The organism is Pseudomonas sp. S44 (assembly GCF_016624805.1).
Taxonomy (GTDB): domain Bacteria; phylum Pseudomonadota; class Gammaproteobacteria; order Pseudomonadales; family Pseudomonadaceae; genus Aquipseudomonas; species Aquipseudomonas machongensis.
The window spans coordinates 169,973-183,220 of record NZ_JACVTY010000004.1 but is presented as its reverse complement, the minus strand read 5'-3'; the positions used below and the strand labels follow the sequence as shown (position 1 = coordinate 183,220).

13 protein-coding genes are annotated in these 13,248 nt (G+C 61.6%); 1 reads left to right on the top strand and 12 read right to left on the bottom strand.

Translation table 11 applies throughout. From position 1 onward, the window contains the following. Nucleotides 1–41: 41 nt before the first annotated feature. The 5 genes from IAE40_RS05915 to sdhC form a co-directional block, all read right to left on the bottom strand. Complete coding sequence (locus tag IAE40_RS05915; RefSeq protein WP_063545586.1) at nt 42–2,873, bottom strand: 2-oxoglutarate dehydrogenase E1 component; 2,832 nt, start codon at nt 2,871–2,873, stop codon at nt 42–44. A 244-nt stretch (nt 2,874–3,117) separates the two neighbouring features. Next, complete coding sequence (locus IAE40_RS05910) at nt 3,118–3,822, bottom strand: succinate dehydrogenase iron-sulfur subunit (RefSeq protein WP_012315348.1); 705 nt, start codon at nt 3,820–3,822, stop codon at nt 3,118–3,120. A gap of 11 nt (nt 3,823–3,833) precedes the next feature. After that, entirely contained in the window at nt 3,834–5,606 is a 1,773-nt protein-coding gene (gene sdhA / locus IAE40_RS05905; RefSeq protein WP_054894254.1) for a succinate dehydrogenase flavoprotein subunit, read from the bottom strand. A gap of 3 nt (nt 5,607–5,609) precedes the next feature. Next, nucleotides 5,610–5,978, bottom strand: coding sequence for a succinate dehydrogenase, hydrophobic membrane anchor protein (sdhD, locus tag IAE40_RS05900; protein ID WP_054894255.1), 369 nt, complete (start codon nt 5,976–5,978; stop codon nt 5,610–5,612). Further along, the gene (sdhC, locus tag IAE40_RS05895) at nt 5,972–6,358 is read right to left on the bottom strand and encodes a succinate dehydrogenase, cytochrome b556 subunit (RefSeq protein WP_023628897.1); all 387 of its coding nucleotides are present in this window, start codon (nt 6,356–6,358) and stop codon (nt 5,972–5,974) included. Before sdhC ends, sdhD begins: the two co-directional genes overlap by 7 nt. A 351-nt stretch (nt 6,359–6,709) precedes the next feature. Here sdhC and gltA point away from each other — a divergent pair, with 351 nt between their 5' ends. Next, entirely contained in the window at nt 6,710–7,999 is a 1,290-nt protein-coding gene (gene gltA, locus IAE40_RS05890; protein WP_054894257.1) for a citrate synthase, read from the top strand. 71 nt (nt 8,000–8,070) lie between these two features. Here the strand turns inward: gltA and IAE40_RS05885 are convergent, their stop codons facing one another. From IAE40_RS05885 to IAE40_RS05855, 7 genes are all read right to left on the bottom strand, one after another. Next, complete coding sequence (locus IAE40_RS05885; RefSeq protein ID WP_372822373.1) at nt 8,071–8,679, bottom strand: START domain-containing protein; 609 nt, start codon at nt 8,677–8,679, stop codon at nt 8,071–8,073. Nucleotides 8,680–8,707: 28 nt separating this feature from the next. Next, entirely contained in the window at nt 8,708–8,962 is a 255-nt protein-coding gene (locus IAE40_RS05880) for a YkgJ family cysteine cluster protein (protein ID WP_054894259.1), read from the bottom strand. 107 nt (nt 8,963–9,069) lie between these two features. After that, nucleotides 9,070–9,540 carry a hypothetical protein gene (locus IAE40_RS05875; protein ID WP_200602824.1) on the bottom strand — a complete coding sequence of 157 codons (471 nt, stop codon included), beginning with the start codon at nt 9,538–9,540 and terminating at the stop codon, nt 9,070–9,072. A gap of 60 nt (nt 9,541–9,600) precedes the next feature. After that, the gene (locus IAE40_RS05870) at nt 9,601–11,043 is read right to left on the bottom strand and encodes an aminotransferase-like domain-containing protein (RefSeq protein ID WP_054894261.1); all 1,443 of its coding nucleotides are present in this window, start codon (nt 11,041–11,043) and stop codon (nt 9,601–9,603) included. A gap of 179 nt (nt 11,044–11,222) precedes the next feature. Beyond that, the gene (locus IAE40_RS05865; protein ID WP_054894262.1) at nt 11,223–12,038 is read right to left on the bottom strand and encodes an OmpA family protein; all 816 of its coding nucleotides are present in this window, start codon (nt 12,036–12,038) and stop codon (nt 11,223–11,225) included. Then, complete coding sequence (locus IAE40_RS05860; protein WP_054894263.1) at nt 12,035–12,388, bottom strand: DUF4398 domain-containing protein; 354 nt, start codon at nt 12,386–12,388, stop codon at nt 12,035–12,037. Before IAE40_RS05860 ends, IAE40_RS05865 begins: the two co-directional genes overlap by 4 nt. A gap of 9 nt (nt 12,389–12,397) precedes the next feature. Beyond that, nucleotides 12,398–13,219, bottom strand: a complete 822-nt coding sequence (locus IAE40_RS05855) for a substrate-binding periplasmic protein (RefSeq protein WP_200602823.1) — start codon at nt 13,217–13,219, stop codon at nt 12,398–12,400. Nucleotides 13,220–13,248: the final 29 nt, after the last annotated feature.

Below are 13,248 nucleotides of genomic sequence, written 5' to 3'. Positions count from 1 at the left end.
ATCAGTGTTTCCTTAAATTCGGTTTCAGGTGCGCGAAGGCATTAGACAGTGAACGCGTCTTGCAGCAGCTTTTCCTGCTGTTCGGCGTGCTTCGATGCGTAACCACAGGCTGGCGCGGCAGAAGCGTCGCGACCGGCGTACTCCAGGACCAGCGCCTTGTTGTGGCGGCCCAGGATACGGCGCATGTGATGCTGGCTGCTGTACCAGGCACCCTGGTTCATCGGCTCTTCCTGACACCACACTGCATGCTTGAGGTTGGTGTAAGGCGCCAGGATCTCGACCAGGTCGTCCTCAGGGAACGGATACAGCTGCTCGATACGCACGATGGCGATGTCTTCGCGGCCTTCGGCACGGCGTTTTTCCAGCAGGTCGTAGTAGACCTTGCCGCTGCACAGCACCAGGCGCTCGACCTTGGCCGGATCGATGGCATCGATTTCCGGGATCACGGTCTGGAACGAACCTTCTGCCAGATCTTCCAGCGTCGAGATGGCCAGCTTGTGGCGCAGCAGCGACTTTGGCGTCAGCACGATCAGCGGCTTGCGCAGCGGACGGATGACCTGACGACGCAGCAGGTGGTAGATCTGCGCCGGCGTGGTCGGTACGCACACCTGAATGTTGTGCTCGGCGCACAGCTGCAGGTAGCGCTCCAGACGCGCCGAGGAGTGCTCGGGACCCTGCCCTTCGTAGCCGTGTGGCAGCAGCATGGTCAGGCCGCACAGACGACCCCACTTGTGCTCGCCGCTGGTGATGAACTGGTCGATCACCACCTGCGCACCGTTGGCGAAGTCACCGAACTGAGCTTCCCAGATCACCAGCGCGTTCGGCGTGGTGGTGGAGTAGCCGTATTCGAAGGCCAGTACAGCTTCTTCCGAGAGGTAGGAGTCGTACAGTTCGAACTTCGGCTGGCCCGGGAACAGATTCTTCAGCGGAACGTAGGTGCTGGCGTCCTTCTGGTTGTGCAGCACCGCGTGACGGTGCGAGAAGGTGCCACGGCCGATGTCCTGGCCGGTCATGCGGATCGGGTGACCTTCGAACTGCAGAGTGGCGTAGGCCATGGTTTCTGCGTAACCCCAGTTGATCGGCAAGCCACCGGCCTGCATCTTCTGGCGATCTTCGTAGATCTTGGCAACCTGGCGCTGGACTACGAAACCTTCCGGCAGCTCGAGCAGCTTGGCCGACAGCTCCTGCAGGGTCTTGAGGTCGAAGCGCGTGTCGTGACGCGCGGTCCAGGCATGGCCCAGGTACGGACGCCAGTCGACGAACAGCTCGCGGTTAGGCTCCTTGACCAGGCTCTTGACCACGTGCAGGCCATTGTCCAGCGCGTTGCGGTACTCGTCGATCTTGGCCTGAGCGCGCTCGGCGTCGATACGACCGGCTTGAATCAGCGCGTCGGCGTACAGCTCACGGGTGGTGCGCTGCTTGGTGATCTGCTGGTACATCAGCGGCTGGGTGCCGTTCGGCTCGTCGGCCTCGTTGTGGCCGCGACGACGGTAGCAGACCAGGTCGATCACCACGTCACGCTTGAACTGCATGCGGTAGTCGATGGCCAATTGCGTCACGAACAGCACAGCTTCCGGATCGTCGCCGTTCACGTGCAGGATCGGCGCCTGGATCATCTTGGCCACGTCGGTGGCGTACTCGGTGGAGCGCGCGTCCAGCGGGTTGCTGATGGTGAAACCGACCTGGTTGTTGATCACGATGTGCACGGTACCGCCGGTCTTGAAACCGCGGGTCTGCGACATCTGGAAGGTTTCCATGACCACGCCCTGGCCTGCGAAGGCCGCGTCGCCGTGGATCGAGATCGGCAGGACCTTGTCGCCGACAGTGTCGTTGCGGCGGTCCTGGCGGGCACGAACCGAACCCTCTACCACTGGCGAGACGATTTCCAGGTGGGACGGGTTGAACGCCATTGCCAGGTGGACTTCACCACCAGGGGTCATGACGTTGCTGGAGAAGCCCTGGTGATACTTCACGTCACCGGAGCCCAGCTCGTTCATCTTCTTGCCTTCGAACTCGTCGAACAGCTCGCGCGGGTTCTTGCCGAAGGTGTTGACGAGCACGTTCAGACGGCCACGGTGGGCCATGCCGATCACGACTTCCTTGGTGCCGTAGGAGCCGGAACGCTGGATCATTTCGTCCAGCATCGGAATCAGGCTTTCGCCGCCTTCCAGACCGAAGCGCTTGGTACCCGGGTACTTGGTGCCCAGGTATTTCTCCAGGCCTTCACCCGCGGTAACGCGCTCGAGCAGGTGAGTCTGCACGTCAACGGAGAAATCAGGACGGCCACGAACGCTTTCGAGGCGCTGCTGGAACCAGCTGCGTTGCTCGGAATCGACGATGTGGGTGAACTCGGCGCCAATGGTGCGACAATATGTCTTCTGCAGCGCCTCGAAGATTTCGCGTAGGCTCGCTTCCTCTTTGCCGATGAACAGGTCGCCGGCACGGAAGGTCGTATCAAGGTCGGCATTGGTCAAGCCGTAGTGATTGATCGACAGGTCTACAGGCGCAGGGCGCTGCCACAACCCCAACGGGTCGAGCTTGGCAGCCTGATGGCCGCGCATACGATAGGCCTGGATCAGTCGCAGCACTTCAACCTGCTTCTTCTCGTGTTCACTGCTCACGCTCCCGGCGGAAACCGGTTGGGCGCGGCGCTGGTTCTTTGCCAGCAGTACGAAATGGTCGCGGATCGTAGAGTGCGATACGTCGGTAGCGGTGCTGCCGTCGGCGGGCAACTTCTGGAAGTAGGTGCGCCACTCTTCTGGCACAGCGTTAGGGTCGTGCAGGTAGAGCTCGTAGAGCTCTTCCACATATGCAGCGTTACCACCTGAAAGGTGGGCGCTTTCCCACATGCGCTGCATCACGCTTTCTTGCATGCTTGGTCACCCTCGGTTAGGGGACGGATCGGCAAGAACCACGCAAACCTGGAAAAGTCCGAACACAGCGACTAACCACGCCACCTGGATCCTGCAGATTTTCCGGGTACCAGCCCGGAAGCCCCTGCTGGTCTCATATCTTCATAGGTAATGAGCGCGGGCTTTTTGGGCCCTTGCTCGGGTTTTACCTCGGCGCGGGCTCACCACCCGCGCTTCGGCTTACTGCTGGTGCAACATTTTTGAATCAGGTGCCGCTCTGCAGCAGCATGTTACGTACGTGGCCGATCGCCTTGGTCGGGTTCAGACCCTTCGGGCAGACGTTCACGCAGTTCATGATCCCGCGGCAGCGGAACACACTGAACGGGTCATCCAGCGACGCCAGACGCTCTTGCGTCTTGGTGTCACGGCTGTCGGCCAGGAAACGATAGGCCTGCAGCAACGCGGCGGGGCCCAGGAACTTGTCCGGGTTCCACCAGAACGATGGGCAGGAGGTCGAGCAGCAAGCGCACAGGATGCACTCGTACAGACCGTCCAGCTTGTCGCGATCTTCCGGCGACTGCAGACGCTCGATGGCCGGAGCCGGAGTGTCGTTCTGCAGGAATGGCTTCACCTTCTCGTACTGCTTGTAGAAGATGCTCATATCGACGACCAGGTCACGAATGACCGGCAAACCTGGCAGCGGACGCAGGACCAGCTTGTTGCCCTTGACCACACCCGAAAGCGGGGTGATGCAGGCCAGGCCGTTCTTGCCGTTCATGTTCATGCCATCGGAACCGCAAACGCCTTCACGGCAGGAGCGACGGTACGAGAAGCCCTCGTCCTTCTCCTTGATCAGCGCCAGTACGTCCAGCACCATCAGGTCCTTGCCACCGGTATCGACGTCGAACGACTCCATCTTGGGCGCCGAGTCGGTGTCCGGGTTGTAACGATAAACTTCGACTTTCAACATAGCGGCCACCCTTAGTAAGTCCGGACTTTTGGTTCGAAGGCAGGAACTGTCTTCGGCGCAAAGTTGACGCCACGCTTGGCGACGCGCTTCTCACCCGGGTAGTACAGGGTGTGGCACAGCCAGTTCTCGTCGTCACGGTCTTCGAAGTCTTCACGGGCGTGCGCGCCGCGGGACTCTTTACGGGCTTCGGCTGCGATGGCGGTCGCTTCGGCAACTTCCAGCAGGTTCTGCAGCTCCAGCGCTTCGATACGCGCGGTGTTGAAGGCCTGGGACTTGTCGTTGATCTTGACGTTGGCAATGCGGTCACGCAGGCCGGCCAACTGCTCGATACCCTTCTGCATGTATTCGCCAGTACGGAATACACCGAAGTAGTTCTGCATGCAGCTCTGCAGCTCGCGCTTGAGGCTTGCGACATCTTCGCCAGTGGTGCGCTCGTTGAGCTTGTTCAGGCGGTTCAGGGCAACGTCGACATCGGTGTCGCTCGCGTCGCGGTACTCGACGCCGTCGCTCAGTGCCTTTTCCAGGTGCAGGCCGGCAGCGCGACCGAATACCACCAGGTCGAGCAGCGAGTTACCGCCCAGGCGGTTGGCACCGTGAACCGATACGCACGCCACTTCACCCACAGCGAACAGGCCTGGGATGATCTGATCCTTGCCTTCGGCGTCCATGGTGATGGCCTGGCCATGAATGTTGGTGGCAACGCCGCCCATCATGTAGTGGCAGGTCGGCACGACCGGAACCGGCGCGACCACCGGGTCGACGTGGGCGAAGGTCTTGGACAGCTCGCAGATGCCTGGCAGGCGGCTGTGCAGCACTTCCTCGCCCAGGTGGTCCAGCTTCAGCAGTACGTGGTCCTTGTTCGGGCCCACGCCGTTGCCGGCGATGATTTCCTTGACCATGGAACGGGCGACCACGTCGCGACCAGCCAGGTCCTTCGCGTTCGGCGCGTAACGCTCCATGAAGCGCTCGCCGTGGGCGTTGATCAGGTAGCCACCCTCACCGCGGCAACCTTCGGTGACCAGTACACCGGCGCCGGCGATACCGGTCGGGTGGAACTGCCACATCTCGATGTCCTGCACCGGCACGCCTGCACGCAGGGCCATGCCGATACCGTCGCCAGTGTTGATCAGGGCGTTGGTGGTGGAGGCGTAGATACGGCCCGCACCGCCGGTGGCCAGAACGGTGGCCTTGGACTTGATGTACATGGTTTCGCCGGTTTCGATGCAGATCGCGATCACACCGACGAAAGCGCCGTCCTGGTTCTTGACCAGGTCAACGGCGTAGTACTCGTTGAGGAAGGTGGTGCCCGCCTTCAGGTTGCCCTGATAGAGGGTGTGCAGCAGGGCGTGACCGGTACGGTCGGACGCGGCGCAAGTACGCGCAGCCTGGCCGCCCTTGCCGAAGTCCTTGGACTGGCCACCGAACGGACGCTGGTAGATACGGCCGGTTTCGGTACGCGAGAACGGCAGGCCCATGTGGTCCAGCTCGAAAACCGCAGCCGGGCCTTCCTGACACATGTACTCGATAGCGTCCTGGTCACCGATGTAGTCGGAACCCTTGACGGTATCGTACATGTGCCAGCGCCAGTCGTCGTTCGGGTCGGCCGAAGCGATGGCGCAGGTGATGCCGCCCTGGGCGGATACAGTGTGCGAACGGGTCGGGAACACCTTGGTGACTACTGCGGTCTTGTGGCCGCCTTGAGCCAGCTGCAGTGCTGCGCGCATGCCCGCACCGCCGCCACCGATGATGATGGCGTCGAAGGAAATGGTTGGAATGTTAGCCATGAATCAGATACCCCAGAGAATCTGCACACCCCAGACGAAGTAAGCGAACATCGCAACGCCGCATACCGCCTGGAACAGGAAACGAATCGCAGTCGCCGACTTGCCGAACGACATCGGCGTCAGGTAGTCGGTGGCAATGGTCCACATGCCGACCCAGGCGTGAGCGCCCAGGGCAACGAGTGCCAGCAGACTGAAGATCCGCATCGCGTTGTTGGAGAACAGAGCGTGCCACTGGGCATAGTCGATGCCCGGGTGGATCGCGAGGTAGCCGATCAGGAAGATGAAGTAAGCCGCGAGAACGACCGCCGAGACGCGCTGCGCCATCCAGTCATAGAGGCCCGAACGCGACAGGTTCGTGACATTAGTTACCATACCCAAACTCCCGCCAGAACGATCAGCACCACGGAGATGACGATCACGATTTTCGAGCCCAGCTTGCCGCCTTCCAGCGTCTCACCGACACCCATGTCCATGATCAGGTGGCGAACACCTGCGACGAGGTGATACAGCAGGCCGGACAGCAGGCCCCAGGTCACCAGTTTGGCCAGCGGACTGGTCAGACACGCCTTCACCTCGGCAAAGCCCTCCTCGGAACCCAGCGACTTGCCCAATGCGTACAGCATGATGGCAAGGCCGAGGAACAGGATGACGCCGGAAATACGGTGAAGAATGGACGTGTACGCGGTGATCGGGAGTTTGATGGTCCTTAGGTCTAGGTTTACAGGTCGTTGGCTTTTCACGGCTTTTTTCACACTGAAGAGCCCCTAGCGAACAGGGCAAAGTTGTTGGTAAGTGTACTGGTCAGGTACCCACCACCGAAGAGAACACGACACCCAGCAGGGCGGGCTGGAAAGCCCCTGGGAGTCGGCTGCCGAGTATAGACAGTTAGGCTGCTTATGACAACGTAAGGGGCTAGCCCGAATAGCGCATTGCCTTTAGCGAACAAAAGGCGTAAACGGGCGGCAATTTCGTGAAAATCATGGGCTTGGAGGGTGTTTCAACCAGCCTTTAGGCAAATTGACATTCGAATTTATCCCTCTATAGTGGTGCGGGCCCTGCGTGGGGGGTCTGTCTGATGATTTCAAGCATTAATAGGAGGCCACATGGCTGACAAAAAAGCGCAGTTGGTCATCGAGGGCGCAGCCCCCGTAGAGCTGCCCATTTTAACCGGCACCGTTGGTCCCGATGTTATCGACGTCCGCGGGTTGGGGGCATCCGGTCACTTCACCTTCGACCCCGGTTTCATGGCGACCGCCTCGTGCGAGTCGAAGATCACCTACATCGACGGCGACAAGGGCGTGCTGCTGCACCGCGGCTACCCGATCGAACAGCTCGCCGAGCAATCGGACTACCTGGAAACCTGCTACCTGCTGCTCAACGGCGAACTGCCGAACGCAGAGCAGAAGGCCCAGTTCGTCAGCACCGTGAAGAACCACACCATGGTCCACGAGCAGCTGAAATCCTTCTTCAACGGTTTCCGCCGCGACGCCCACCCGATGGCCGTCATGTGCGGCGTGGTCGGCGCCCTCTCGGCGTTCTATCACGACTCGCTGGACATCAATAACCCGCAGCACCGCGAGATCTCCGCCGTGCGCCTGGTCGCGAAGATGCCGACGCTTGCAGCGATGGTGTACAAGTACTCCATGGGCCAACCCATGATGTACCCGCGCAACGACCTGTCGTACGCAGAAAACTTCCTGCACATGATGTTCAACACCCCGTGCGAGATCAAACCGATCAGCCCGGTGCTGGCCAAGGCGATGGACCGGATCTTCATCCTCCACGCCGACCACGAGCAGAACGCTTCCACCTCCACCGTGCGCCTGGCCGGCTCCTCGGGTGCCAACCCGTTCGCCTGTATCGCCGCCGGTATCGCCGCACTGTGGGGCCCTGCCCACGGCGGTGCGAACGAAGCAGTCCTGACCATGCTCGATGAAATCGGCGATGTCTCGAACATCGACAAGTTCATCGCCAAGGCCAAGGACAAGAACGATCCGTTCAAGCTGATGGGCTTCGGCCACCGCGTCTACAAGAACCGCGACCCGCGCGCCACCGTGATGAAGCAGACCTGCGACGAAGTCCTGCGCGAGCTGGGCATCAAGGACGATCCACAGCTGGAACTGGCGATGCGCCTGGAAGAGATCGCCCTGACCGATCCGTACTTCATCGAGCGCTCGCTGTACCCGAACGTCGACTTCTACTCGGGGATCATCCTCAAGGCGATCGGCATTCCAACCAGCATGTTCACCGTGATCTTCGCCCTGGCACGTACCGTGGGCTGGATCTCGCACTGGAAGGAAATGCTCTCCGGCCCGTACAAGATTGGTCGTCCGCGCCAGCTGTACACCGGCGAGCCGCAGCGCGACATCACCGCACTGAAAGACCGCAAGTAAGCCGCCCAGGCTGAACGCAAAAAGGCTGCCCTCGGGCAGCCTTTTTCATTGGGCCATTCGACGAGAGAACCTCAGTTCTTCTCGGCCCGCTCACGCAAGCCTTTCAGCGTATTGAACGGCGCATCCACCACGAACTTGTTGGCCAACCACGAAGGCACGCTACCACCTGGCTCGGTGTGCACCTGATAAGTCACCTCGGTGCTGTCGCCCTTGGGCACCAGCTTCCAGAAGCCCTCGACCTGCGCCACGCGCACGAAGCCCTTCTCCTCCGGCAGGTACTTCGGATCGCCCTCGAGCTTGCGGGTCAGGCTACCGTCGGCTTCCTGCACCGTGGTCACGTGCAGGATCGAATCGCGCGGCGTCACCGGCCAGGGCGTATTGAACTGGGTGTAGGTCCAGCTCTGGTCGCCCTCATGCTTGAGCAGCTTTTGCGACTTGCACTCATGCACCCAGGCGCAGGCGCCGGCTACATCCTCCTGCAGCGCCTTGACCTTGGCCAGCGGCGCCTTGATGACGGTCACCCCACGGTAGGCCTTGTACTTGGAACCCGACACCTCGCTGAGGGACACCTTGATGCCCTCCTCGTCCTTGGCCACCTGCCAGCTCTCGGCCCAGGCCGCCGGCGCCAGCAAGACACCCATGCCACACAGCAGTACAACGCGCTTGATCGATCTCATCATCTTGTTCCTTTTGTCGAAGATCCAAACGTCACGCCGCCGTCATCTGCTCCAGCCAGCCAATGATCCTGATCGCATCGTCGCGATCACTGCCGCAGACATCCACCTCGGCCTTGAACCCGCCACAGACCTTTGGCCGTTCGGGCTTGCCGAACAAGGCGCAGAGATAGTCCACGGACAGGTGCAGGCAACGCTCGCCCGCCGGCTTGCCCTGAGGCATACCGGGGATCGGCGAACTGATGGACGGGGCAATGCAGCAGGCACCGCAGCCCTCGCGGCATTTCATGACAACTGGACTCCCTGGAACTGAACGGGACGGACATCCCTGGATACTAACCGCTCAAACATATGTTTGAAATTACCGAACCGATGAAATCCGCGGTGACTCGGCAGTCAGTTGCGAAATTCGAAATCGATGGCGGCACCCTCGACATCACGGCGACTGTCGTTGCGCAACTGCAACTGCATTTCGTTGCTGATCAGCCGGCCGTTGAGCTGGAACGGACTGTCATCGGACGCGGGCTTTTCGGGGAACATCGATGGCAGCAGGGGTTTGCGCGTCGACGAGGCATTGCCGACATCCGGCTTGAGGTTCTTCACCATCTCGGTCGGCAGGCTCAGATCGAGCTTGGGATTGGGCAGTGGCTTGCTCGCCGCCTTGCTGACCGGCTTGCTCTTCGGCTTTGGCTTAGGCTTGCTTGCAGGTTTACTGGCCGTCTTCGCCGGGGTCTTGACCGCCGGTTTGGCGGTCTTGCTCTGGGAGACTTCGCTCTTGGCCTGCACCTGCGCAGCCTGCACCGACGCACCCGGCAACCAGGGCAGCGCAAGACACAGGATCAGGGCAATCGGGCGAAACGCATTCATGGGCATCAAGAGCATGGCATCAAAATGCCTATGCTCCCTGTTCCCCGCCCTTATGACAAGCTACAAAATCGAGACAGCGGACTCTCGACACAATTGTTGGGCCAGCAGCCCCAAGGTCATCACCGCCCGCTCTGCCTCCTTGCTCCAGGGAATCCCGCAATTGAGGCGGATGCAGTGGTTGAATTGCTCGGTGTTGCTGAAGATCAGACCAGGCGCGATGCTGATGCCCTGCTCCAGCGCCCGCACATGCAACTCCTGGGTATTGACTCGCCCCGGCAGGCTGACCCAGAGAATGAACCCACCCGTAGGCCGAGTCATCTGCGTGCCGTCCGGGAAGTGCTGCTGCACCGCCAGCTGATAGGCACTGAGATTTTTGCGGTACTCCTGGCGAATGAAGCGCAGGTGGCGGTCGTAGCCGCCATTCTCGAGATAGGCCGCCACACCCATCTGGGTGACACTGCAGGCCGAATGCGTGGTGAAGGTCTGCAAGCGCTGGATCTCGTCCTGGTAGCGCCCAGGAATCATCCAGCCGACCCGAACCCCTGGCGACAGCGTCTTGGAGAAGCTCGAACAGTAAATCACTCGATCCAGCCGGTCGAACGCCTTCAGCGCCTTGGTTCGCCCCTGCTCGAACATCAGTTCGCCATAGATATCGTCCTCGACGATCTGGATATCGAAGTCTGACGCCAGGCGCAGCAACTGTTTCTGCCGCTCTTCCGGAATGGTCCCGCCCAGAGGGTTGCTCAGGCGCGCCGTCAGCACCAGGGCCTTGATCGACCACTGGTTGGCAGCCAATTGCAGCGCTTCGAGGCTGATGCCGGTGGACGGGTCGCTGGGAATCTCGATCACCTTCAGGCCCAGCAAGTCCGCCAACTGCAGCAGCCCATAGTAGGTCGGCGACTCGGCGGCGATCAGGTCGCCAGGACGCGTCAACACGCGCAGCGCCATTTGCAAGGCATCGACACAGCCATGGGTGACAATCACCTCGCGCGGGTCGACCAGCACGCCAGCGTCACGCATGCGAATGGCGATCTGCCGGCGCAGCGGCTCGAACCCCGGGCTGAACATGTAGCTGAAGGCACGCGGGCTGTGGAACCGCGTCACCTTGGCGATCTGCTGGTGCAGGGCCCGAACCGGCAGGTAGTCCACATGGGGAACAGCAGCGCCAAACGGGAACACGCCATCGCGGCGCGCTTCAGTGAGCACTTGCTGGATGATACTGGCCCGGGTGACCAACCCAGGGCGCTCGACCCGGGCGATATCCGGCGTCTGCGCGGTCAGGGCGGGCGTCTGGTGGACATAGTAGCCAGACTGCGGGCGGGCACGGATCAGCCCCTGATCCTCGAGGTTGGCGTAGGCCTGCAGCACCGTGGCATGACTGACATTGAGCTGGGCGCTCATCTTGCGCACGGAAGGCACGCGCTCGCCTGGCTGGTAGACACCGCGACGGATGTCATCGGCCAGTTGCTGGGCAATGCGCTGGTACAACAGCAGGTTGGTCATGGTGATTCTCGAAGCGCGGACGGGTTCGTTGTTCTTGTACGACTCACAGTCGAGACAGAATACCGTAACAGTTGCAAAGTGTACTGGGACAGTTCCGAGAATAGTCGACATTACACTTGCTTGACAGCGGCGAACAGACGAACCGTCAGCGCGGGTGCCAGGCAGCACCCGAACAGCACTCAGCGCGGCGGCGCGAGCTTGCCCTTCTCATCGGAGAACACGATCTCCACACGGCGGTTCTGCGCCCTGCCCCGCTCCGAGGCGTTGACCTCGACCGGGTACTGATCGCCATACCCCTCGACCTCGATGCGCTTTTCATCGATGCCCAGGTCGACCAGCATGTCCGCCACGGACTGCGCACGGTCACGGGACAGCTTCAGGTTGTCTTCGGACGCCCCGGTGCTGTCGGTGTAGCCCTCGATCCGCACCACGCGGCGAGGGTTGAGCTGCAGGAACTGCACCAGCTTGAGCACCGTGCGACTGGCGGAGTTCTTGAGCTCAGCCTCGCCGGTGTCAAACAGCACGTCCCCCAGCGTCATTACAAGGCCGCGATCGGCCTGCTCCGATGCCAGGGCGGCGATCTGCGATTCGACCCACTTGCCCTGCTGCTGGACGCTGGCCAGCTTCGCCTCACGCAGCGCCAGTTGCAGACGCTGGCGCTCCAGATCGAGCTTGGCCAGGCGCTCCTGGTTCAGTGCCAGATTGGCGTGCTCGCGGGCGATCTCGCTGTAGCGCTGGCTGAGGTAGGCATAGTGACGCACATCGGTGCCGCTGCCGACATAGCTGGCCAGGCGCTCTGCACGCGCCAGCGACTCACCGGCACGGATCACATCGCGCGGTGCACTGCGCAGCACGTCGGAGTTGTCCTTGACCTTCTGGAACGCAGCCGTGGCATCGTCCAACGCCGACTCGCTGCGCTGGCTCGCGCAACCCTGCAGACCGACGGCCAACGCCAACACGACCAGGGCAGCGCCGGGCTTGAATGTACGGCTCATGGCTGCACCTCCAGCTGCTTGCGCAGGCGCTTGATACGCGACTCGGTCACCTTCAACTGTTCTTCGCTTTTCTGGGTCAACACCTGAGCCTCGGCCAGGCGTGCATCCAGCTCGGCCTGCTCGGCGCGCATGCGCGCATCACGAAAGTCTTCGCTGACCATGTTGGTCTTGGCTCGGGCGAACTTGTCTTCGGCCAGCTTGAACGCCTCGACCTGCTCAGTCGCGCCGACAGCCTTGGCCTGCTCCAGCGCCTGCTCGGACAGGCGCATCTGCTCATGAGGAGCCGGATCGTTGGCACAACCGGCCAGGGCTGCAACAGCCAGGACCAGGATCAGTGGTTGGATTCTCACGCATTCTTCCTACTGTTTGGGGGCGTCCCCGGTCATCTGCATCTGCGCTTTCCAGCGCTCCACATTCCGCTGCAGCACCGCCTCGGAGGCGCCAGAGATCGGCAATTCTGTCAGCTTTTTCGCCAGTTGCCCACGCAGCCAGGCATCGTTACAGGCCGAATTGTGCGACACCGCCAGGTACAGCCCCGGACGATCCACCGGCAGGCCGCGTGCGACGAGGTCGTTACTCATGCCCAGGCTCTGGGTCATGGCCATCCCCGAATAGCGCCCCGCCAATACGTAGTCGACCTGGCCGAGCACCAGCTTCTGGAAGGCCTGGGTGAGATTCTGCGCAGACACCAGCTTGAGCTGGGACTTGGCGAACGCTTCGAACGCCGGGGTCAACCGGGCTTTCTCCGAAAGACTGCCCTGATAGCGGGCCAGATCCGCCGGACCGTCGAAATCCAATGCCGAATCATGGCGGGTCCAGACCAGGTATTCGTTGAGCTGCAGGGGGGGATGGATGTAGTCCAGCGCGGTCAACTGGCCGACTTGCATCGGCGTGTCCAACAACAGGTCCATGCGCCCGCTGCGCACCTCTTCCAGCGCCTGCTCGCGGCGCCCGGCATGCAGCACCTCGACCCTCACCCCCAACTCGCCCGCCACCTGGCGCAACAGGTCGACATTGGCACCGATCAGGTGCCGGGGGTCTTTCGGGTCCTGCCAGGAGTACGGCGGCGCATCCGGGCTGCCAGTGGCCACCAGCTTTTCACACTTGCCGGCGGCCATCGCCTGCGAGGATATCAAGGCCACCATGCAGGTCAGCAACCGACCCGTTCTGCCAAACGCCATTACCTTGCTCCTTGCCAGCCATGCAAAAA

Coding starts and splice junctions, on each gene's coding strand:
- IAE40_RS05915 (WP_063545586.1), bottom strand. CDS start 2,873: ATGCAAGAAAGCGTGATGCAGCGCATGTGGGAAAGCGCCCACCTTTCA.
- IAE40_RS05910 (WP_012315348.1), bottom strand. CDS start 3,822: ATGTTGAAAGTCGAAGTTTATCGTTACAACCCGGACACCGACTCGGCG.
- sdhA (WP_054894254.1), bottom strand. CDS start 5,606: ATGGCTAACATTCCAACCATTTCCTTCGACGCCATCATCATCGGTGGC.
- sdhD (WP_054894255.1), bottom strand. CDS start 5,978: ATGGTAACTAATGTCACGAACCTGTCGCGTTCGGGCCTCTATGACTGG.
- gltA (WP_054894257.1), top strand. CDS start 6,710: ATGGCTGACAAAAAAGCGCAGTTGGTCATCGAGGGCGCAGCCCCCGTA.
- IAE40_RS05885 (WP_372822373.1), bottom strand. CDS start 8,679: ATGATGAGATCGATCAAGCGCGTTGTACTGCTGTGTGGCATGGGTGTC.
- IAE40_RS05880 (WP_054894259.1), bottom strand. CDS start 8,962: ATGAAATGCCGCGAGGGCTGCGGTGCCTGCTGCATTGCCCCGTCCATC.
- IAE40_RS05875 (WP_200602824.1), bottom strand. CDS start 9,540: ATGAATGCGTTTCGCCCGATTGCCCTGATCCTGTGTCTTGCGCTGCCC.
- IAE40_RS05870 (WP_054894261.1), bottom strand. CDS start 11,043: ATGACCAACCTGCTGTTGTACCAGCGCATTGCCCAGCAACTGGCCGAT.
- IAE40_RS05865 (WP_054894262.1), bottom strand. CDS start 12,038: ATGAGCCGTACATTCAAGCCCGGCGCTGCCCTGGTCGTGTTGGCGTTG.
- IAE40_RS05855 (WP_200602823.1), bottom strand. CDS start 13,219: ATGGCGTTTGGCAGAACGGGTCGGTTGCTGACCTGCATGGTGGCCTTG.